The organism is Paraburkholderia silvatlantica (genome assembly GCF_003096715.1).
GTDB lineage: Bacteria > Pseudomonadota > Gammaproteobacteria > Burkholderiales > Burkholderiaceae > Paraburkholderia > Paraburkholderia silvatlantica.
The window spans coordinates 40,159-60,246 of the sequence record NZ_QEOL01000030.1; the positions used below are offsets into that span (position 1 = coordinate 40,159).

The 20,088-nt window shown below is 64.3% G+C and carries 28 protein-coding genes; 20 read left to right on the forward strand and 8 right to left on the reverse strand.

What is annotated here, in order from left to right:
• Nucleotides 1-25: 25 nt before the first annotated feature.
• Complete coding sequence (locus C7411_RS31190; RefSeq protein WP_110387980.1) at nt 26-1,264, reverse strand: IscS subfamily cysteine desulfurase; 1,239 nt, start codon at nt 1,262-1,264, stop codon at nt 26-28.
• A 283-nt stretch (nt 1,265-1,547) separates the two neighbouring features.
• On the opposite strand from C7411_RS31190, the gene nifA reads away from it, so the two are divergent.
• From nifA to C7411_RS31280, 19 genes are all read left to right on the forward strand, one after another.
• Nucleotides 1,548-3,260, forward strand: coding sequence for a nif-specific transcriptional activator NifA (nifA, locus tag C7411_RS31195; RefSeq protein ID WP_110387918.1), 1,713 nt, complete (start codon nt 1,548-1,550; stop codon nt 3,258-3,260).
• Nucleotides 3,261-3,296: 36 nt separating this feature from the next.
• The gene (locus C7411_RS37175) at nt 3,297-3,554 is read left to right on the forward strand and encodes a hypothetical protein (RefSeq protein ID WP_133253728.1); all 258 of its coding nucleotides are present in this window, start codon (nt 3,297-3,299) and stop codon (nt 3,552-3,554) included.
• Between the two features lie 76 nt (nt 3,555-3,630).
• Entirely contained in the window at nt 3,631-5,232 is a 1,602-nt protein-coding gene (gene nifB, locus C7411_RS31200; protein ID WP_110387919.1) for a nitrogenase cofactor biosynthesis protein NifB, read from the forward strand.
• A gap of 62 nt (nt 5,233-5,294) precedes the next feature.
• The gene (locus tag C7411_RS31205) at nt 5,295-5,489 is read left to right on the forward strand and encodes a 4Fe-4S binding protein (protein ID WP_084069398.1); all 195 of its coding nucleotides are present in this window, start codon (nt 5,295-5,297) and stop codon (nt 5,487-5,489) included.
• Nucleotides 5,490-5,557: 68 nt separating this feature from the next.
• Nucleotides 5,558-5,953, forward strand: a complete 396-nt coding sequence (locus tag C7411_RS31210; RefSeq protein WP_110387920.1) for a HesB/IscA family protein — start codon at nt 5,558-5,560, stop codon at nt 5,951-5,953.
• Between the two features lie 15 nt (nt 5,954-5,968).
• The gene (locus C7411_RS31215; RefSeq protein ID WP_110387921.1) at nt 5,969-6,568 is read left to right on the forward strand and encodes a hypothetical protein; all 600 of its coding nucleotides are present in this window, start codon (nt 5,969-5,971) and stop codon (nt 6,566-6,568) included.
• On the forward strand, nt 6,565-7,401 hold the full coding sequence (locus tag C7411_RS31220; RefSeq protein WP_110387922.1) for a 4Fe4S-binding leucine-rich repeat protein: 837 nt from the start codon (nt 6,565-6,567) through the stop codon (nt 7,399-7,401). The genes C7411_RS31215 and C7411_RS31220 overlap by 4 nt, the downstream gene beginning before the upstream one ends.
• On the forward strand, nt 7,394-7,804 hold the full coding sequence (locus C7411_RS31225; protein WP_110387923.1) for a nitrogen fixation protein NifZ: 411 nt from the start codon (nt 7,394-7,396) through the stop codon (nt 7,802-7,804). Before C7411_RS31220 ends, C7411_RS31225 begins: the two co-directional genes overlap by 8 nt.
• Entirely contained in the window at nt 7,801-8,076 is a 276-nt protein-coding gene (locus tag C7411_RS31230; protein ID WP_110387924.1) for a nitrogen fixation protein NifZ, read from the forward strand. Before C7411_RS31225 ends, C7411_RS31230 begins: the two co-directional genes overlap by 4 nt.
• A gap of 20 nt (nt 8,077-8,096) precedes the next feature.
• Nucleotides 8,097-8,477, forward strand: coding sequence for a DUF3024 domain-containing protein (locus C7411_RS31235; protein WP_373682715.1), 381 nt, complete (start codon nt 8,097-8,099; stop codon nt 8,475-8,477).
• Between the two features lie 22 nt (nt 8,478-8,499).
• On the forward strand, nt 8,500-9,648 hold the full coding sequence (locus C7411_RS31240) for a cysteine desulfurase family protein (RefSeq protein WP_110387926.1): 1,149 nt from the start codon (nt 8,500-8,502) through the stop codon (nt 9,646-9,648).
• Between the two features lie 27 nt (nt 9,649-9,675).
• Nucleotides 9,676-9,894, forward strand: coding sequence for a putative nitrogen fixation protein NifT (gene nifT, locus C7411_RS31245; RefSeq protein ID WP_042270809.1), 219 nt, complete (start codon nt 9,676-9,678; stop codon nt 9,892-9,894).
• A 1-nt stretch (nt 9,895) separates the two neighbouring features.
• Nucleotides 9,896-10,177: a hypothetical protein gene (locus tag C7411_RS31250; protein WP_110387927.1), complete on the forward strand. Its 282-nt coding sequence runs from the start codon at nt 9,896-9,898 to the stop codon at nt 10,175-10,177.
• Nucleotides 10,164-11,327: a DegT/DnrJ/EryC1/StrS family aminotransferase gene (locus C7411_RS31255; RefSeq protein WP_110387928.1), complete on the forward strand. Its 1,164-nt coding sequence runs from the start codon at nt 10,164-10,166 to the stop codon at nt 11,325-11,327. Before C7411_RS31250 ends, C7411_RS31255 begins: the two co-directional genes overlap by 14 nt.
• A 12-nt stretch (nt 11,328-11,339) precedes the next feature.
• Nucleotides 11,340-12,188, forward strand: a complete 849-nt coding sequence (locus C7411_RS31260; protein WP_110387929.1) for an SIR2 family NAD-dependent protein deacylase — start codon at nt 11,340-11,342, stop codon at nt 12,186-12,188.
• Between the two features lie 45 nt (nt 12,189-12,233).
• Nucleotides 12,234-12,530 (forward strand): 2Fe-2S iron-sulfur cluster-binding protein, encoded by a 297-nt coding sequence (locus tag C7411_RS31265; protein WP_110387930.1) that lies wholly within the window; start codon nt 12,234-12,236, stop codon nt 12,528-12,530.
• Nucleotides 12,531-12,542: 12 nt separating this feature from the next.
• Nucleotides 12,543-14,162: a flavin monoamine oxidase family protein gene (locus C7411_RS31270; RefSeq protein ID WP_110387931.1), complete on the forward strand. Its 1,620-nt coding sequence runs from the start codon at nt 12,543-12,545 to the stop codon at nt 14,160-14,162.
• On the forward strand, nt 14,159-14,533 hold the full coding sequence (locus C7411_RS31275; protein WP_221207226.1) for a hypothetical protein: 375 nt from the start codon (nt 14,159-14,161) through the stop codon (nt 14,531-14,533). Before C7411_RS31270 ends, C7411_RS31275 begins: the two co-directional genes overlap by 4 nt.
• A 354-nt stretch (nt 14,534-14,887) precedes the next feature.
• Nucleotides 14,888-15,259, forward strand: a complete 372-nt coding sequence (locus C7411_RS31280; protein WP_243413413.1) for a Fis family transcriptional regulator — start codon at nt 14,888-14,890, stop codon at nt 15,257-15,259.
• A gap of 115 nt (nt 15,260-15,374) precedes the next feature.
• On the opposite strand, the gene C7411_RS31285 is transcribed toward C7411_RS31280, so the two are convergent.
• The 7 genes from C7411_RS31285 to C7411_RS31315 form a co-directional block, all read right to left on the reverse strand.
• Nucleotides 15,375-15,629, reverse strand: coding sequence for a hypothetical protein (locus C7411_RS31285; RefSeq protein WP_110387933.1), 255 nt, complete (start codon nt 15,627-15,629; stop codon nt 15,375-15,377).
• On the reverse strand, nt 15,626-16,063 hold the full coding sequence (locus C7411_RS31290; protein ID WP_110387934.1) for an Ohr family peroxiredoxin: 438 nt from the start codon (nt 16,061-16,063) through the stop codon (nt 15,626-15,628). Before C7411_RS31290 ends, C7411_RS31285 begins: the two co-directional genes overlap by 4 nt.
• A gap of 76 nt (nt 16,064-16,139) precedes the next feature.
• The gene (locus tag C7411_RS31295) at nt 16,140-16,376 is read right to left on the reverse strand and encodes an FmdB family zinc ribbon protein (protein ID WP_110387935.1); all 237 of its coding nucleotides are present in this window, start codon (nt 16,374-16,376) and stop codon (nt 16,140-16,142) included.
• Between the two features lie 19 nt (nt 16,377-16,395).
• Nucleotides 16,396-16,830: a thioredoxin domain-containing protein gene (locus C7411_RS31300; RefSeq protein WP_110387936.1), complete on the reverse strand. Its 435-nt coding sequence runs from the start codon at nt 16,828-16,830 to the stop codon at nt 16,396-16,398.
• Nucleotides 16,831-16,956: 126 nt separating this feature from the next.
• The gene (locus C7411_RS31305; protein WP_110387982.1) at nt 16,957-17,580 is read right to left on the reverse strand and encodes an ankyrin repeat domain-containing protein; all 624 of its coding nucleotides are present in this window, start codon (nt 17,578-17,580) and stop codon (nt 16,957-16,959) included.
• 86 nt (nt 17,581-17,666) lie between these two features.
• Entirely contained in the window at nt 17,667-18,275 is a 609-nt protein-coding gene (locus tag C7411_RS31310; RefSeq protein ID WP_042270742.1) for a hypothetical protein, read from the reverse strand.
• Between the two features lie 80 nt (nt 18,276-18,355).
• Nucleotides 18,356-18,943 carry a group II truncated hemoglobin gene (locus C7411_RS31315; protein ID WP_373682717.1) on the reverse strand — a complete coding sequence of 196 codons (588 nt, stop codon included), beginning with the start codon at nt 18,941-18,943 and terminating at the stop codon, nt 18,356-18,358.
• Between the two features lie 226 nt (nt 18,944-19,169).
• Here C7411_RS31315 and nifH point away from each other — a divergent pair, with 226 nt between their 5' ends.
• The gene (gene nifH / locus C7411_RS31320) at nt 19,170-20,051 is read left to right on the forward strand and encodes a nitrogenase iron protein (protein WP_042270746.1); all 882 of its coding nucleotides are present in this window, start codon (nt 19,170-19,172) and stop codon (nt 20,049-20,051) included.
• Nucleotides 20,052-20,088 lie beyond the last annotated feature (37 nt).

The window sequence follows — 20,088 nt, forward strand, 5'->3', positions numbered from 1 at the left end:
AGAGTGAAATGAAAAGGCCGGGGTGTTAGTGCTCGGCCCACTGGATGGAATGAAGATGGATGCCGGCCTGCGCCATGTCCCACAGCGGGCTCATGTTGCGCAGCCGGTTGACTACCTGGGTCACCTGGGCAATCGTGAGGTCGATTTCCTCCCCGGTTGTGAAACGACCGAGGGAGAAACGCAGCGACCCGTGTGCGAGCGCATCGTCGCGGCCCATCGCGCGCAGCACGTAGCTTGGTTCAAGGCTGGCAGACGTGCAGGCGGAACCAGACGACACGGCGACGTCCTTCATGCCCATCAGCAGCGATTCGCCTTCGACATACTGGAAGCTCACATTCAGGTAGTGTGGCGCGCCCCGGGCGAGGTCGCCGTTCAGGGTGACGGCCTCGATGGTCTGGAGTCCGGTCCATAGGCGCTCGCGCAGCGAGCGGATCCGTTTGTTGTCCGCATGCATGCACTCGCGCGCAAGCCAGAACGCCTCACCCATGCCGACGATCTGGTGTGTCGGCAGCGTGCCCGGGCGCATGCCGCGCTCGTGACCGCCCCCATGCATCTGCGCCTCGATCCGCACGCGAGGCCGGCGCCGTACGTAGAGAGCGCCGATGCCCTTCGGTCCGTAGAGCTTGTGTGCCGAGAACGACATCAGGTCGACCGGCAGCGCGTCGAGGTCGATCGGCACCTTGCCGGCCGCCTGGGCGGCATCGACGTGTAACAGCACGCCGCGCTCGCGGCACAGCGCCCCGAGCGCCGCGATGTCCTGCACGACACCGGTTTCGTTGTTCACGAGCATCACCGATGCGAGCACGGTGCCTGGCGTCAGCGCAGCCTCGAACACGGCCGGATCGACAAGGCCGTCCGGTTGTACCGGCAGCACGACGACCTCGAAGCCATCACGCTCGAGTTCGCGCATCGTGTCGAGCACGGCCTTGTGCTCGGTCGCGACCGTCACCAGGCGGTTGCCGCGCGAGCGGTAGAAGCGCGCGGCACCCTTGAGCGCGAGATTGTTCGATTCGGTGGCGCCTGAAGTCCAGACGATTTCGCGAGGGTCGGCGTTCACGAGGCTCGCCACCTGCTCGCGCGCCAGTTCCACGGCTTCCTCAGCGGCCCAGCCGTAAGCGTGCGAGCGGCTTGCCGCGTTACCGAAGATCTGGGTCATATAGGGCAGCATGCGCCGCGCGACGCGCGGGTCCACCGGCGTGGTGGCGGCGTAGTCCAGGTAGACGGGCTGGATACGGCGTTCCTGATCGCGTGCGACATCCGGCATGGCGGGCTCCTCGGCGACGCATGAGAGACGGCCGACAATTTGCAACATCTGTGCCATGGCTTTTTTTTCGGCTGTATCGTTCCTTTCGGGCGACAGTTGTTTTTTTTGTACGTAACCTGTGCTGCACGGCGGAGCGGACTTGTTGCGTTTGTAGGCTTTGTCGCCACGAGCGCAAACTCAGACGAATGTTTGTCCGGCGTGGGCTGATTCTTGCTTTATCGTCTTTCATGCTGTTGTTGCGCAGTGGTGCCGCGATCGGGCCATCGCACGAGCGGAGGGATTCATGCAGAAGTCAGGTGCGAGCGAGGCCCGTCGTGAGCTCGACGCGGTCTACGAAGTCAGCAAGACACTCGTTTCGTCGCTGGATGTCGCACAGACGTTCCGGATGTCGTTGCAATATCTGTTGCACGCTCTCGACTGGACGCGTGCGTTTGTCGTACTGGCGCAGTCCGACGGGCAACTGCATGGACTTTGCAGCGCCGGCCTGTCGGGCGACGAGCACCGGCGGGTCCAGTTTCTGCCGGGAGAGGGGATCGTCGGGCGCGTCTACAGGAGCGGCATGCCCGTGATCGTGCCGGATGTGCGCGACGAACCCGCATTTCTCGACCGGACCGGCAGCGCCGGGGGCGACGCCAACGCTCACGTCGCGCTGCTCGCAACGCCAATCCGGCAGGAACGGAACACGCTCGGGGTTCTTGCCGTGTTTTGCGACAATCCGGGCGGCATGCGCAGGTTTGCTGGCGACCTGCACCTGATGAAGATCGTGTCGACGTTGATGGGCCAGGCGCTGCAGCTTCATCGCAGCGTGAGCGCCGCGCACGACCGGATGCAGGAAGAGGCGCGTCGCATGCAGAAGACGATCAAGCCGTTTCAGGCGCTTGATCAGGTAGTGGGGGTGTCCGAGCCCATGCAGGAGATCTTCGCTCAGGTTCACCAGGTGGCCCCGGCGCGAACCACGGTGCTGCTGCGAGGCGAAAGCGGCACAGGCAAGGAAGTGATTGCCCGATCGATTCATCGGCACTCGCCGCGCAGCGAGCACGCGTTCGTCTCGGTGAATTGCGCGGCGCTAACAGAATCGCTGCTCGAGAGCGAACTCTTCGGACATGAAAAGGGTGCCTTCACAGGCGCCCAGGGGCAGCGCAAAGGCCGGTTCGAACTGGCGCACGGCGGCACGCTGTTCCTTGACGAGATCGGGGACATTTCGCCGTCGTTTCAGGCGAAGCTGCTGCGCGTGTTGCAGGAGCGGGAATTCGAGCGGGTGGGCGGCGCAACGCCCGTGAAGGTCGACGTACGACTGATTCTCGCGACCAATCGAAACCTCGAGCGGATGGTGAAGGAGGGAGAGTTCCGGGCCGACCTGTATTACCGGATCAACGTGGTCAGCATCCAGTTGCCGCCGTTGCGTGAGCGGCGCGAGGACATTCCGGCAATGGCGCAGTATTTCCTGGATCGGTTCAATCGCGACAATGGCCGCGCGCTGCGCTTCAGTCCCGATGCGATGCGCGTGCTGACCGGTTGTTACTGGCCCGGCAACGTTCGGGAACTGGAAAACTGCGTTGAGCGTACCGCGACGATGACACATCACGAGGTCATCGACCGCCTTGCCTTTCTGTGCCAGGAGGACCGGTGTCTGACTCGCGTGCTGCATCACCTCGAACGTGAGGACGCGGTTCATCCCGTACGTCTTTCCGACATTCCGATCCGCGAGATTCCTGCATCGCATGGCGGGCACAACCACCCGGCTTCCGATGAAAGTGTCACGCCGTTCTCGATGCCCGGCGAGCCGGCCGATGACGAACTTTCGGATGGCGCCTCAGACGGCAATCCGCTGGCCGACGACGGGGAGCACAAGCCAGAAGGCGAGCGCGAGCGGCTCATCTGGGCGATGGAGCGCTGCGGCTGGGTCCAGGCGAAGGCGGCGCGGCTGCTGCGGATCACGCCTCGGCAGATCGGCTACGCACTGCACAAGTACGGCATCGAGGTTCGCCGCTTCTAGCCGGCTTACCGCCCGAGGCATGGATGCCGGGCGCTCTTGCGCGATGAGATCGAAGGCACCGGTAATCTGACATGCTTCACCCGGTGCACCGATTCCTTTTCGACGACAGGTTCCGCGCAGCGTGCGCGCGAGTTGTCGCAACCTGCGAAGCTTGCTGGCGACGGCACGCTGACCACCGCAGCGATGCTCGATGTGAGCTTTGTCGGAACAGCGACAGACGAAGCGGTTCTTGTTGGATTTGAACCCTGTGCATCGCCGACAAAATATACAGGAAGGCCGTCAAACCGCTGTTGAGGCGGACACTTTCCGTTTGGCATGGATCTGGCTTTAAGCCTTGCACGTGGCCACTGTCGGTTGCGAGGAGAGTTCCATGCAAGATAGCGCGAACGCAAGCCTGCTGCCCGCTGCCGCCTATGTCGGCATCGGGCAGATCAAGCCCCTTGGCGCGACGATCGAAGGACCCGCAGCCGGTGGCGGCTGCGGTACTCACGGCGGCGACGGCAAGGCGAGCTGTGGCTCGTCGGGTGGTCCCGACGACATGCCGCCTGACGTGTGGGAGAAGGTCAAGAACCACCCGTGCTATTCGGAAGAGGCGCATCACCACTACGCGCGTATGCATGTGGCCGTCGCGCCCGCCTGCAATATTCAGTGCAACTACTGCAATCGTAAGTACGACTGCTCGAACGAGTCGCGTCCGGGTGTGGTTTCACAGAAGCTTACCCCTGAGCAGGCCGTGAAAAAGGTAGTCGCAGTGGCAAGCGAGATTCCGCAAATGACCGTTCTGGGCGTTGCGGGTCCGGGCGACTCACTGGCGAACCCGAAAAAAACTTTCGACACGTTCCGCATGCTCCAGGAGCAGGCGCCCGACATCAAGCTATGTCTGTCGACCAATGGGCTTGCGTTGCCCGATCTGGTCGACGAGATCTGCAAATACAACATCGACCACGTGACGATCACGATCAACATGGTCGATCCCGCGGTCGGCGAGAAGATCTATCCGTGGATCTTTTGGGAACACAAACGCGTGACCGGCTACGAGGCCGCCCGAATCCTGCACGAGCGGCAGATGAAGGGACTCGAGATGCTCACTGCCCGAGGCGTGCTCACCAAGATCAATTCGGTGCTGATTCCTGGTATCAACGACGAACATCTGATCGAGGTCAATCGCGAAGTAAAGAAGCGCGGCGCTTTCCTGCACAACATCATGCCGCTCATTTCCGAGGCAGAGCACGGAACGTACTTCGGGCTAAACGGCCAGCGTGGCCCAAGCGCGCAGGAACTCAAGGCCGTGCAGGATGCCTGCATGGGCGGCGCAAACCTGATGCGTCACTGCCGCCAGTGTCGTGCCGACGCGGTCGGCCTGCTCGGTGAGGATCGCAGCGAAGAGTTCACGCTCGACAGGATCGAGCAGATGGAAGTGGTCTACGACCTCGACCGGCGCCGCGAATATCAGGATCGCGTGGAGGCCGAACGCGAAGCGCAGCATGCGGCGAAGCAGGAAGCGCTCGCCGCTGCCCGGGCGATCGACGTGGCCGACGACCTGAAGGTACTGGTGGCGGTCGCAACGAAGGGCGGCGGGCGTGTCAACGAGCACTTCGGCCATGTCACCGAGTTCCAGATTTTCGAGGTGAGCGCGGGGCAGGCGCTTTTTGTCGGTCATCGCCGCGTGGATCTGTACTGCCAGGGCGGCTACGGCGACGACGAGCAGTTGCCGTCGGTTGTGCGCGCGATCAACGACTGTCATGCGGTGCTCGTTGCGAAGATCGGCGCGTGTCCGCGCGATGAGCTTTCTCAGGCCGGCATTGAGCCGGTGGACCAATACGTCGGCGAGTTCATCGAGAAGGCGGCACTCGCGTGGTTCAACGACTATCGCGGCCGCATTGCGAGTGGCTCGATCGTGCACGAGGACCGCGGTGACGCAGCGATCCGGCAGGGCGCGTTCACAGGCGCTGCCGCGGGGGCGGCTGCCTGAGCGGTAAGCCGGGCGTCGCGCCCGGCGCGAGTCACAAGATCATCATTACAAGGAGTGTCCCCATGGCCCTGAAAATCATTGCCTCGACCTGTACCGGCTGCTCGGCGTGCGAGCCGGAGTGTCCGAACGTTGCCATCAGCGAGAAGGGTGGCATCTTCGTGATCGACCCAAAAAAATGTACGGAATGCGAAGGACACTTCGACGCGCCGCAATGCGTGGCCGTGTGCCCGGTGGACGGCTGCATCGTCCAGGCCTGAGCGGGCCTCGCTGCGCATACCGCGCAGCGCAGGAAGGCGCGTTCACCCAACTGGAGAAAAACCGCATCATGCTGCCCAATCTCATTCTTACTCCCGCAGCCGAGAAGTTCATGCGCCGTATCGTACGTTTCTCGGGGTTGCCGGCTGGCGCCGGCGTCCGCCTCCTCGTGAGCCCGGGCGGTTGTTCGGGCTACAACGCCGAGTTCAGTGCACAGGCGCAACCGCAGCCAGGCGAGCAGGCGGTGGAGGTCAACGGCCTGCGCCTGTTCCTGCCGGCCGAGAGCCGCCTGTTGCTCGAGGGTGTCACGATCGACTTCGTTGACACGCCGACACAATCGGGGCTGACGTTTGCGAATCCGAACCAGGCACCGTGCGCGTGCAGCAGTGCCGGGGCGAGTGAGCCGGGTGTGGCACGCATCGACGTCGGCGCGATAGGTCGCGGCGGACGGCCGCTTGTTTCCTGAAGCCGGAGCGACAGCATGGATGTTCGCGAGCAGGGTGTGACGCCCGATGGTGGTGCCGGCGATATTGCGGACGCGTTGGCGACGTTTGCCCGGTGCACCCTGGGCGGTGGTCTGCCAGCCCAGGCTGCCGCGCTGATCGACGCCGCGGGCCAGTTGCGTGATCGCCCGGACGAGGCGGTGGCGCTGCTTGAGCGCGCGCGTGCTGACGCGCCTGGGCACCCGGCGCCACTGATCGCGCTGTACCGCTTTCATTTTTACGGACATCGGCTCGCGCAGGCGTGCAGTGCGGGAGAGGAAGCACTGGCGGTTGCGCGTCGCGCGCTCGGGGCAGGTTTTGGCGCCATCCCGCCGACAGGGGATGCCGTACGTTACGACGCGGCCGTGCGCTTTTATCTCTTCACGCTCAAGGGTCTCGCCTACCTGCAACTGCGACTCGGCGAGCGACAGGCGGCCCGCGCCCGGTTGGCCGAACTGCGCTGGCTCGATCCCGACGACGTGCTGGGCGGTGCGTTGCTCGCTCACGTGCTGGCCCGACACGAGGGCGACGACGAGGCGGACGACGCGTTCTCCTCGTCTGCGCATCCTGCGCGCGGCTGGGCGGGGTTGCCGTTATGAGCACCCTGAACCACGTTCGCGCGCCCGCGGGCGACATTCCTTCTCTCCACTGGCAGGGTGGTCAGGTCGACTGCTCTGTGTGTGCGCATGCGGCGCTACGCGCGCTGCCGGGCGCCGCCGGGTGCGAGCCAGGCCATGCGTGCGTGCAGGACGCATACGCGCGCCGCATCGACCGCTTCTTCCGCTGGCATCCGGAGTTGGGCAATGCACATCTTGAACATCCGTACTTCGAAGTGCGGGCGATCGCGGCGCGCCATGCGGACGTATTCAGGCTTCCCGCGATGATTGACGATCCGGACGAGACCGTGCGCCTGCAATTGGCGCTGCGATTACCACAAGCGCACCTCGTGAGACTCGCAGATGACCGGCACCGCGAAGTGCGGATTCGCGTCGCGCAACGGCTCGCCCCGGCCACGCTCGCGACCCTGCGTACGGACCCGGACTACGGCGTGCGCGAGTGGGTTGCCCGGCGTTTGCCGGCCGCGCTGCTGCCGCTGATGGCGAGTGATCCGGACTGGGTGGTGAGAGTCCGCGTGGCCGAGCGCATCGACATGCCCGCCTTGTTGCGCCTAGCGGGCGACGGGGAAGCCGAGGTGCGCCGCGTCGCTGCAGCGCGCCTGCCGGCGTCGTTGCTGGTGCAGTTGATCGACGACCCGGACTGGCGCGTGCGGTGGGAGGTGGCATGCCGCGCGGATCCACGGGTGTTGAGAACTTTGCTCGACGATGCCGACGCGGAAGTTCGTGCGATGGCGCGCGAGCGGCTGTGGCCGTCCAGACCCGTATCGTCGCCGGACGACACGGCCCGACCGTTCGAAGGAGCCGGACATGGGTGACATCAACCGCGATGACGACGCGATCGAGATTGCGTTTCCCCCTCGCTTCAGCTTCGGCGAGCGGGTGATCGCGCGCTCGGTGATCCGCAACGACGGCACGTATAACGGCAAGGATATCGGCGAGGTGCTGGTGAACAAGGGCGATATCGGTTACGTCACCAGTATCAACACCTTCCTTCAGCAGTTCTATATCTATGCGGTTGATTTCGTCGTGACCGGTCACCGGGTCGGCATGCGGGCGAAGGAACTGTGCACGCTCGACAACCTGCCCGACGACGTGCTGGCGCGGCTTGGCGAGCGTGCCGTCAGGCTGCGTGCGATCGGCACCGGTGAAGCCGCGAACGAAGGCGATGCCGCCAGCAGCACATCGGCAGGCAAAGAAACGGAGGGTCGTGCGCAATGAACATCGAGCCGCTCCAGCCAGCTTATTCGTGGGGGTTGCGCGTCGTTGCGCTGGACGATCTGTCCAACGACGGCAGCTATCCCGGCCGCAAGGATGGCGAGTGCCTCGTGACGGCAGGCGCGTTGGGCGAAATCGTCAATGTGGGGCAGGTGGTGGAGACCGGCGAGCCGGTGTACCTGGTGGAATTCGGCCGGCAGGTGGTCGGTTGCACCGAGGACGAGATCGCGCCTGCGCCGGCCGGTCTGCTGCCGGAAGACGGGGTGGGTGCGTGACGATGTGGCCGGACCGGACCGTGAGCATCGGTGAACCGGGCAACCGGAAAGAGGCGTCCGTGCCGGGTGGAGGATGCGCCACAGGGACGCCGGTAGCCGATTTCATGCTGCACCAGATCGAGCGCGCGCTGCGCAGCCGGCTGCGCTATCGCTATGTGCAGCCGCGTGTGGTGCGCGAGCCGGATGGTTATCGCGTCGAGAGCCCGTGTTGCTCGCGCAACGTCGAGCCGCGCGGTGGGGTCATCGATATCGCGTGGCTCGCGCGGGACATGAATGACATGTGGCGTCTGCATGCACGCGACCATGTGGCGGGTCGCTGGGTGGAGCAGTGCGCGAGTCTGGACCTGCCGATGCTGCTGGATCTCCTGTGCGTGGATGCCGCGCGCGTGTTCTGGCCTTGAAGGGCGAATCCTGGAGTCTGCAATGATCTATCTCGACCACAACGCAACGACGCCGCCCGCACCGGGTGTTGTGCAGGCCATGCTGTCGGTGCTGACCGATGTCTGGGGCAATGCTTCCTCGCAGCATCCGCGTGGACAGCAGGCGAAGCGGGCGCTCGCGGCCGCGCGCGCAACGGTGTCTCGCCGACTTGGCTGCAAGCCCGCCGAGGTGATTTTCACGAGCGGCGCTACCGAAGCGAATCATCTGGCCGTGCTCGGCCTGCATGCGGCCGCTGGCTGCGAACGCAGGCGGATTGTGTTCAGCGCGGTCGAGCATGCGGGCCATCTCGCACTCGCGAGGGCGCTTGAGACGCAAGGCGTTCCAGTGGACTTCATCGGCGTGAACCCGGACGGCACACTCGATCTGGACAGTGCGGCCCGGCTGATCGGCACGGACGTCGCACTCGTGTCGCTGATGGCAGTGAACAACGAGACGGGCGTGCGCATGCCGGTCGACGAAGTGCGTGCACTCGCGCATGCTGCCGGCGCCCGGTTGCATGTCGATGCGACCCAGTTCATCGGCAAGGTGCCGTTCGATTTCGCACGGTTCGGTGCCGACGCAGTTTCGCTCTCCGCACACAAGCTTCGAGGGCCCAAGGGCATCGGCGCGTTGTTGCTGCGCCAGGGGAGCACGCTGGTGCCGCAAATGCAGGGCAGCCAGGAGCGGCGACGGCGCGGCGGCACGGAAAACCTGCCTGCGATTGTGGGGTTTGCGGCAGCGCTTGACCGGCTTGGCGACATCGAAACTGAGGCTAGCCGGGTTGCAGAGTTGCGCGACACCCTCGAACGCGAACTGCAACGCGCGTTGCCGGACATGCATGTGTTCTCCGCATGCGCGCCGCGTGTCGCGGGCACCAGCTATCTGAGATTTGGCCTTCTGCCCGCAGACGTGGTCTTGCAGCGCATGGAACAACTGGGCGTGTCGGCGTCGTCCGGCGCGGCTTGCTCTTCGGGCGGCAGCGAGCCTTCGCACGTGCTCGCCGCGATGGGCGTGCCGCGCGACGAGGCGCTGGCAGCCGTGCGGCTGTCGCTCGGCGAAACCACCACAGCGCGCGACATCGACTACCTGATGGCCGCACTGCCGCCGTTGCTTGCGCCGCTGCTCGGAACTTGCGCCGCTCACGCAGCATAACCCCCCACGAACCCTGGAGTGTCCGTCGTGAAAGTCATGATCCGTAAGGATAGCAAGGGCGTGCTGAGCGCTTATGTACCGAAGAAGGACCTGGAGGAACCTATCGTTGCGATGGCGTCGCCCCGTATGTGGGGCGGTCTCGTGACCCTTGGAAATGGCTGGCAGCTTGAATTGCCCGAGATGGCGGACGACACCGCGCTGCCCATCACCGTGGAGGCGCGGCGGATTGCCGCCGCGGAGGAGTGACATGAGTCTGAGCGAGGAACAGGTACGAGCCATCGCCGACGCGATTCGCACGGCTCCCACATTGCTGGACGCGGCGGCACGTTGGCGGGAGCGTTTTCCCGGCGTGCGGACCATGCGCATCAGTGCATCCGAGATGCAAGACGAGACGCCCGCATTGCAGTTTGGCGAGCGCCGTGTCTATTACGCGAGGCTGGACGGGATGTGCGTGTCGGTCACAGGGCAGGCGGATGAGGCTGAAATGCTGATCTTCACGGAAGGCGGGGCCAATGATGGAGACCGATGAAATTGCGTTGAGCGAGCCAGAGTGTGGGGCGCGCGAGATCGAACTCGTGAATGCCGTGCTGCAATCGTCGCGCTGGAGCAGCGGGCCGATGCTCGAATCGTTCGAGACCGCGTTCGCCGGCTGGAGTGGGCGGGCGCACGCGATCGCGGTCGCGAGCGGCACCCTCGGGGCGTGGATCGCGCTGCGCGGGCTGGGTATCGGTGAGACCGACGAGGTGATCTGCGCATCGCATACATGGCATCAGGTCGCACAGGCGATCACGCTGGCGGGCGCCACGCCGGTATTCGCCGACATCGACTACTGGAGCGGGTGCCTGAACGTCGAGAAGGTCCGTCAGAAGATCAGTGCGCGCACGCGCGCGATCCTCGCTGGCAACACTAACGGGCATCCGGCCGCCTGGGGGCCGCTGCGCGAGCTGGCCGGGGAACACGGCCTGCGGCTGATCGAGGACAGCACCGAGGCGCTCGGTTCGCGCTACAGGGGGCATAGTGTCGGCACGTTCGGCGATGTGTCGCTATTCGACTTCTCGACGCCTTCGGCTTTATGTGCTGGCGAAGGTGGGATGCTTGTCACGGATGACGAAGGCCTCGCGCACGAGTTGCGCTACCTGCGTCAACGGCGGGTTGCGGACCGCGAATCGGTTTCGGTCGGATCCCGGGTGCCGTTGCAGGCGGGCATGAGCGAGCTGACCGCGGCGCTCGGGCTCGCGCAACTGGCGGGGCTCGACGAGCGTCTTGCTCGGCGCAAGCAGGTGGAGGCCTGGTATCACGAGCAGATGCAGAGCTTCGAGGGCATCAAGCCGCCGTATCTGGCTGAAGACGTCGAGGAGGTGCACTGGATGCTCTACGTCGTGCATCTTGGCAAGCGTTTCACGCAGAGCGCTCGTGCGCAGATGATCGACGATATGAAGTCGTGCGGTATCGAGACGGCTGCTTACAGCCAACCGCTGCACGAGCAGTTCCATTACATGAGCGCAGGCGACGCGATCGGACGCAAGCGCGGTGTGCTGCCCGACACCGAGCGCATTGGCGACCGCGCGCTCGCGCTGCCGCTGCACAGCCAGCTCGATGCCGACCAGGTGAAGTACATCGTCAAGACGTTGAAAGACACGGCGACGAATGTCGGCGCGGGCGCCGCCATCTATCTCTGAGGTATACGACCCATGAGCCTTTGTCCTGTTTCCGTCGACACCATCGCCAGCCAGATCGGGGCAGGCAGCGTGATCCCGTACCTCGGCCCGGGTATGCTCGCGCTTTGTCCGGATGCACGTGTGCCGGCGACACCGGATGCGCTTGCGCAGATCATGACGGCTCGGGTTTCCGTGCCGCACAAGATCCGCAACCGGCTCACGCAGGCCGCGCAGTTTATCGAGAACTTCAAGCACCGCAAGTCGGTGGTGAGCATCATGAACGAGGCGTTCGCGTCGGCACCCACACCGTCTGCACTGCACCGGGCCCTGGCCGCGAGTGGCGCGGGACTGTACGTCGACTGCTGGTACGACGACACGTTCGCGACGGCGCTGGCTGATGCGCGTCCGCATGGCTGGGTGCAGGTGCAGGGGCTGTCGCAGTCCGAGCACTTCGGACAATGGTTCGGCGCTTACGACGCGAGCGGCGCGCCACTCGCCGATATACCTGCGGCAGGGGCGCTGCTCTACAGACCGATTGGCGCCCGCGCCCCTGCCGCCAACTATCTTGTGTCGGACAGCGATTATGTAGAAGTGCTGACCGAAATTGATATCCAGACACCGATTCCGGCTGCCGTGCAGGCGTGGCGAACGGGACGCAGCTTCCTTTTTCTCGGCTGCCGCTTCGATGACCAGCTCGCGCGCAGCTTCGCGCGCCAGATCATGAAACGCTCCTCCGACACCCACTGGGCAGTGCTGCCCGACGAGCCCACCCGCATGGAGGCGCGTTTTCTGGACGAACAGCGGATCACCCGCATTGCCACGCCGCTTGCGGCCTTCGCCGACGAACTCGTGAGCGCGCTGCAACCCGCCCTGGCCGCCTGAGCCAGTTCCCGATTTGACCCACTACGACACTGCGCAAGAACCATCATGACGACACTCACCGTACTGCCCTCGGGCAAAACCTATGACGTAGCGGCAGGCACCAGCCTGCTGAAAGCTCTGCTCGAAGCAGGAGAGGCCATCGCCCACAAATGCGACGGCAAGGCCGACTGCGGGTCGTGTCATCTGTTCGTCCAGGAAGGGCGCAAGACCCTTTCGAAGATTCAGCGTTTGGAAAACGAGAAGCTCGACACCATCGTCGGGGTGGGCTCGAAGTCGCGCCTGGCGTGCCAGGCAGTCCTCGGCGAGGAGCCCGTTACCGTCGAGCTGCTCGGTTTCGTCTGACTCGGAGGCATCATGGCCGCCAACGAAGTCCCGGTGCTCGAGGTCGTTATCGTCGGCGCAGGGCTGTGCGGCCTCGCGCTGGCGCGCACGCTGCATGGCCAGGGCTTGCCGTTCGTGCTCGTCGAGGCGCGCGAGCGCATGGGCGGCCGGGTGTTGACGCGGCGTTGCGAGGTAACGGGCCAGACGCTGGACCTCGGCCCGACCTGGTTCTGGCCCGACATCGAGCCGCGAATTGCGGCGTTGCTTGCGGAGCTGGGGCTGGAGAGCGTGCCGCAATACGACCCTGGAGATGCGCTCTGGCTGACGGACCCGAACCGCGAGCCTGAGCGGCGTGACGAGCCCGGCGGTATCCATGCAGGCGCCCGCCGCATCGTGGGCGGCGCCGTGCGTCTGGTCGAGGCGTTGGCGGCCGCAGTGCCGCGGGAGCACATCCTGACGGGCCACGCGCTTCGCATGGTCCGCGATCGCGGCGCGTGGTTTGAATTGCAGGTGATGCACGGCGATCGCGCTTCCACGTTGCGCACCCGGCGGGTCGTGCTCGCGCTGCCGCCGCGCCTTGTTCACGAGCGTGTCGCGTTCGATCCACCATTGCCGACGCCGCTGGCCGATCTGCTCGCGGCGACGCCCACCTGGATGGCGGCGGCCGCGAAGTCGCTGACGACGTATGACCGGCCGTTCTGGCGGAGCGCAGGCCACTCGGGCAGCGCGTTCGTGCGGCATCTTCAGGCGACGCTGGGCGAGGTGTTTGATGCGAGCGATGGGGCCACCGATGCGGGTGCGCTAGGCGGCTTTCTTGCGCTCACCGCATCGCAGCGCAGGAATTTCGAGCGCGGCCTGCCGCTGCTGATCGAAAGCCAGCTGGCCCAATTGTACGGGGTAGAGGCGCAGGGCGGTCAGGCGTATCGATTCGACTGGGCCGGCGAAGCCTGGACCTGCAGCGATGCGGATCGGGAAAGCCTGCCTGCCTGGCCGCAGGCCGACCCGGCGCTGCGTGGCGGCTGGCTGGGCGGCCGGTTGTACCTCGGGGGCAGCGAGACGGCGGGCCACGGAGCGGGCCACATGGAGGGCGCGCTGGACGCTGCGGCGCGCATCGCGCGGGCGCTGGTTCCGCCTGGCGGTCAGCGCGCGACGGCAGGCATGCCGGTCACGATGCAAGAAGCCGTGGCAAGTTTCGTCGCCACGGTGTCCGGTTGCCGCAAATCGGCACCGGCGCATTACCGGCAGCACGTCACGCGCCTGATGTCGAGCCAGTCTACCGGGCAACTGACCCAGCATGCCCTACTGGCTACGGTCGAGCAGATCTACAGCGAAGCGCTGGCAGCGATCGACGCTCTGATGCCGGTGCTCAACTCGGGCGATGCCGGACCGGCGCATCTCGGCCGGCATGGATTGACGCCGAAGCTGCTCGCTGCGTTCCAGGGCTGGAACCGCGAACTGCTGGACGGGGCGCTGGAATTCAACGCAACGTCGTGCGCATTGTCGAATTTTCCGGAAGAGCATCAGCCCGACGCCGAACTGCGGCGCGTGATCGCACTGGATCTGGCGGCCGCCTGGCGCGAGTTCGCACTGACGTTGAACGAGCGTCTTGTCGATGCAGCGACACATACGGGTTTCATGCAGGAGTCGGCATGAGCGGTGTCAGTGCGATTGAAGACAGCGCGCGCCTTGCGATCGTCGAGCAGTCGGGGATTGTAGTGGTCACGCTGATCGAAGGACTGGCACGCGCCGAGCTGCTGCGTTCGCGGCTTACACGCCAGGAGGTGCATCGGCAACTGACGCGGCTGGCCGACGGGGCTGATGGGTTGAGTTTCCGGATTCGCGCCGCGATGCCAGAAATTGACTGGGACGGCTGGAGATGGATGCGTGCGCAACTGAAGTCGCAGGCTGGCACAGCAATGGACGACGCGCTTTGGTTTGCCTGCGAGTCGCTCGTGCCAGCGACGCTGCTGTGGTTGCGCGTGCATCGGCAGAGTCAGGGCGCGCTGTTTCAGATGGCGCCATGAACGACCGGCTGATCCCGCACTGTAACGCTCGCCGCCCGATTCACAATGCCGGTGCCGGAAAGGCAGGCACCAGGCAAGCACCGGAGTCCGGCTGTCCAGCCTGAAAGATTGATGCGTATTTCTCTTCACCGGATCTTGTGTCGCTTCATCGCTACGGGGGACAACGCTCCAGCCCTTGTTGCCCGGTTGATGACGTGGCTTCGGCCCCTGAGTCTGGATATGGCAATGACGTCATGCCCCGACTTGCAACCCGGTTCACCGCTATCGCGCCTTTCAGACATGACCCAACGCCCGTTCGCTTCCCCCCGCTGTAAGGCTTTGCTGTTGCCCATGCCCCGAGCCAGACTCGATCGTATGTCGCTCGAGTATCACCTGATGCTGGAAGCGTTGCGCACCGGTCACGGTGATGGCCGCATGGCATCGAGGCTGGTCGAGATCCTGTTTCTTGCCGAGTTTCTCCACGAAGCGGGATATGGAGACGGGGATCCAGAACGATTCGAGCAGATCGAAGCGGCACTGGCAAGGTGCAGTCAACGCGGTAACACGACGGGGGACTGGCACATCACGGACGACGATGACCATGTACGCGTGGCGCAATTGCTAACGGTGCACGATCAGCAGCTTGCATGTGCCCCGCTTCAGGCGGTCGCGTTTGCGACCGAGCGCCTGTGGCAGCTGGTTGCGAAGACGGCAGTTACGGGCGCCCTGATACAAAAGGCGGCGTAGACGCCGTCGCAGGCGGCGCTGGCAGTTGCAGTGATGTGGAGAGCGGTTGGCACCGAAATCATACGGCGCAATGGCGAGCTGGCCGGGGAACTGTCTGGCGGTGTACGCGTGCGATTCAGAAGTCGTTGCACTTGCCCCATGGGTGACTGCCGGCGACGACGCAGGCCTTGATGCCGGCGCGTGCAAGTGCATCCAGATCGCGGTAGAACGTTGCCTCATGTACCAGCGTTCCGGATTTCGTCGTGACGCCGACATAGCGCGCGGCCCTGTCTATCTCGCACCGGTAATCGCCACCGGGGTCATCGGTGCGACGGACATTGCCGTCCCAGTCGATGAAATATCCCGTTGCCCTTGCGTCGGCATGGCTCATGCCGCTACTCGTGTGTCGAGCACCGCCTTCAGGTTAAGCGTCATGTTGCCTCTTGTCGCGTCGGCGTATGGACAGATGCCTTTCGCGCGCTCCATCAGGCTGTCAGCGGTGGGCTGATCGAGGGTGCCGGCCATGAACGCCGTCAGGCTGAGTGCCATCCGGTACGCCCCTTCGAAGTTCACGTACATCGACAGCGTCGACTCCATGTAGCAGCCGCGCAGCGGCAGCCTGTCCTGCCTCGCGATATGCCGTAGCGAATGTTCGAAGCATGCGGAGAACGCAGCGGCAAAGAGCTGCTCGGGATTGATGCCACCTTCCTTGCCCCCCATTTCCCGTGGCAGGGCGAGTTTGAGCTTGAGGTCACCGTCGTCGCTCTGCACCTGGCCGGCCCGACCGCCCTGGGTCAGCATGGTGGTTTTGTAGACGAGATCCATGTCGCTTCTCCTGTTGACCGCAGTGGGTGTTTGAGCGCCTTACTCCGGTTTCATTCCAGATGGTGGTTGCGCAGACTTACCGCAGCAGTTTGCTGCGTTCGGCCGCCGAATAATTGCTCAAATGTCCTTCACGTGCGGCCTGACGGCGAGCGGAAGCGATGATGGACTTGCTGCGTCCGGGCGGAACCGGTGCGCTGACCTGCTTGTCGAGGGCAGCGCTGCCGCAATGCGGGCAAACGGGGGCCGCACCGCCGCGCACCAGCGTTTCGAATTGCTGTCCGCAGGCCCGGCATCGGTAGTCGTATAGAGGCATGGTGAGAATCTCTCCCAGATCAGGTGGCGGATGCCGCGCAGTCTTCCGTCGCCGCCGCGCAGCCTTCGAGCGGTCGTGCAGCATTGCTGGCCGGCGCATGTGGGCCGAGCCCGACCCATGCATGCACGCGCGCGGCATCGAAGCCCACCATGCGCGTATTGGCGAATTCCATCAGCGGTCTGCGGATCAGCAGCGGGTCGGCGAGCAGTCGTGCGAGCGCATCGGCGGCATCGAACGATTCGGGCACGAGCCGCCCAGATTTGACGTCCGGCGCCGCACGGTTGAACCATTCACGAACGGGAAGCGGTTCGAGAAAAGCAAACAGCGTTTTGGGTGTCCAGGGCCAGCGCAGCAGATTGCGAGCCTCCAGCGTGTGGCCCGCAGCGACGAGCAGCGCTTTCTGTTTCGCGTTGCCAGCGCAACCGGGTTTTTCGTAGAACGTAATGTGAGCCATGAAAGGGCCTTTAGCGTGGGCGCAGCAGTTCCAGGCACTCGAACGTGGCTGCCATGTCGAGTGCTGTGAAATCGTCCTCGGTGCGGATGAGCGGATCGGCGTCGAGGACGCATCTGCCAGTGATTGTCATGCAGCTTTCTCTCCTGCAATATGGGCCTCGATTTCTCCACGTAGTGGATCGGCGTGTTGCCGCCGAGGCGCGCCAGGAGACGCTTTCGTCTCGCCACCTAGCCGGCGGGATACGCGGAGTAGTTCAAAACCGCGTTCCGCCGCCATGTCGAGTGCGTTTCGTCCGTCAGGCGCATAGAGACCCTCGCTTGCGCCATGAGCGAGCAGGAGTTGCATAAGTTCGACGCGGCCGCTGGCCGCGGCCTGCATCAGGCAGGTAATGTCGTCGTCGTTCGCGTGGTCGATCTCGGCGCCTTCGTTGATCAGTCGCAGGATCGGCGCGGGTGCTCCGCCAAGACACGCATACCAGAGCGCGTGATTGCCGCTGTCGTCGAGCGCGTCGATGCGCACGCCGTGGGCGATCAACGCCTCTACCAGACCGTCATCGCCGTGCAGCGCCGCCAGCATCAGCGGCGTCCTACCTTCGATGCCGCGCGAATGGGCGTTGGGGAAGTCGTGGTTCGAGAGCCATGTCGCGAGCGCCGCAGGTACGCTGCCCCGCGGTTTCGCGTCGGAGGAAGGCGTGCTGCGGAGGTTCCGGCTTTCGCACACGCCGGGGACGGTATCGGTGTGCAGTGTCATGATCACGCTGCGGCTCCGAAAATGGGCATTGTGGGGGCGCGGGGGAGCGGCAACGACGCGATCCCCGGCGTGGGCACGGAAAATTGTCAAACGGGACGGTTTTCGTTGGGGTTGCGCACCGGTCCCATCAGTTCGAGGCCTTCGCTGTAGGTGATCGTGTCGAACGTCACATCGAACCGGATTGCTGCATCGGCGACCGCGTCGAGCTTGCCGGCCGTGTCCTTTTTCTTCAGATCGTTCTTCTCGAGGTAGAGCAGTTCGAGCATTTCGTTATAGACCGTCGATTCGAGAATCGGCAGCACGTAGAACATCGCGCCCCTGTACGGTACCTGGTAGCGTTTGCTCAGGTCGATGTTGTCGCAGAACAGAAAGTATTTTCCGCCGGCGCTTAGCGTGTCGCCTAGCACGTCGGCAACATCCTTCAGATATTCGAAGCTCAGCAGCCAGCCGGCGAAAAACGGCAGATGTTTCTCGCCGATCGAGGCAACGGCCATGACCTGATCACACGTCAGTTCGGGTGGGCGCGCCTCGTCGGCGAGCTTTGGCGCGAAGCGCAACGCCAGTTCGCCGCGGAATCCGACCCGGCCGAACTGGTTCGTGAGTCCCTTGAGAACCGGATTGAGCAGCCGGCCTTCATGTTCGAGGCGGGCGAATGCGGTGTCGTCGAGTTCCTTGCGGGCAAGCGTAGCGGTCATGACGGAGTCCTTTGCATCGTAAAAGTTGGGGCGGGCGGAAAATATCCAGAATCGTTGGGTAAAAAGGCGCGAATCGCGAGTCAGGTTCCGGTGTTTCGCATCCAGTCTGCAATCCTGAAGAATGCATGCATCAGTTCGTCGCGTAGCGCCGGGGCGGTGCCGGTTTCGTCGAGCGCCGCACGCATGCAGGAGAGCCACGCATCACGCTCGGCCGCTCCGATCGGGAATGCGGCGTGGCGCATGCGCAGTCGCGGATGTCCGCGCTCGTCCGAATAGCGCTTTGGGCCGCCGAGCCATTCGCACAGGTAGCGGACCAGCACTGTCTTTACCGGCGCGAGGTCAGGGGCGTGCATCGCGCGAATGCCGCGTGCGTCGGACCGTGTGTCCATATGCCGGTAGAACGCGTCGACGATGCGCGTCACCGCCGGCTCTCCGCCAATGGCATCGAAATGGGTCGAGGTGCGTCGCACGTCGACGGCAGGAGTCGTGAGCGGGTTCATGGCGTCGTTCAGTGCAACAAACGTACCAACTACAAAATAGCCGGATCCGACCTGTATGCGTGGGTCAGGCCGCGCGGCGGCGGTGTTGTTTGCGACGAAACGCGCACGGTTTGTCAGGAAGACGACAACCGCGGTCCCCACCCGGTATGAGCGCAGGGGACGCTGCAAACGCGTGACAGGTCCGGTTTATCGGGGATTCCGAAGATTCGCTGCGAATTGGCATGAAAGCTGCACTGGAGCAGTCCGCGCGGACACACTCCGGCCGATGCGTGACTCGACAGAAGAAGACCATACGGACACCGCAGGCTGAGGACATGGTCGCGGCTTGGCAGCCCTGAAGCTCAACCCTGATTTTTAACCCAGCTTTCAACCTTTCCAGAACTGGAGAACGTCAATGTCTCAACTTCGTCAGATCGCCTTTTACGGCAAAGGCGGGATCGGCAAGTCCACCACGTCGCAGAACACGCTCGCGGCGCTCACTGACCTCGGGCAGAAGATCCTGATCGTCGGCTGTGACCCGAAGGCCGACTCGACCCGCTTGATCCTGCACGCGAAGGCGCAGGACACCATTCTCTCGCTTGCCGCAGAAGCCGGCTCGGTGGAGGACCTCGAACTCGAGGACGTGATGAAGATCGGCTACAAGGACATCCGTTGCGTCGAGTCGGGTGGTCCGGAACCGGGCGTCGGCTGCGCGGGCCGCGGTGTCATTACGTCGATCAACTTCCTCGAGGAGAACGGCGCCTACGACGGCGTCGACTACGTCTCTTACGACGTGCTCGGCGACGTGGTGTGCGGCGGTTTCGCCATGCCGATCCGCGAGAACAAGGCGCAGGAAATCTACATCGTGATGTCCGGCGAGATGATGGCGATGTACGCGGCGAACAACATCTCGAAAGGCATTCTGAAGTATGCGAACAGCGGCGGTGTGCGTCTTGGCGGTCTCGTGTGCAACGAGCGCCAGACCGACAAGGAGCTCGAACTCGCGGAGGCGCTCGCGGGCATGCTCGGCTCGAAGCTGATCCATTTCGTGCCGCGCGACAACATCGTGCAGCACGCGGAGCTGCGTCGCATGACGGTGATCGAGTTCGCGCCGGATTCGAACCAGGCGAACGAGTACCGTCAGCTTGCGAGCAAGATCCACAACAACGCGGGCAACGGCACGATTCCGACGCCTATCACGATGGACCAGCTCGAAGACCTGCTGATGGAACACGGCATCATGAAGGCCATCGACGAATCGCAGGTCGGCAAGAGCGCGGCTGAACTGACCGCCTGAACCAATGCCGAGACGTCGGTCCGGTGCACAGATGGCG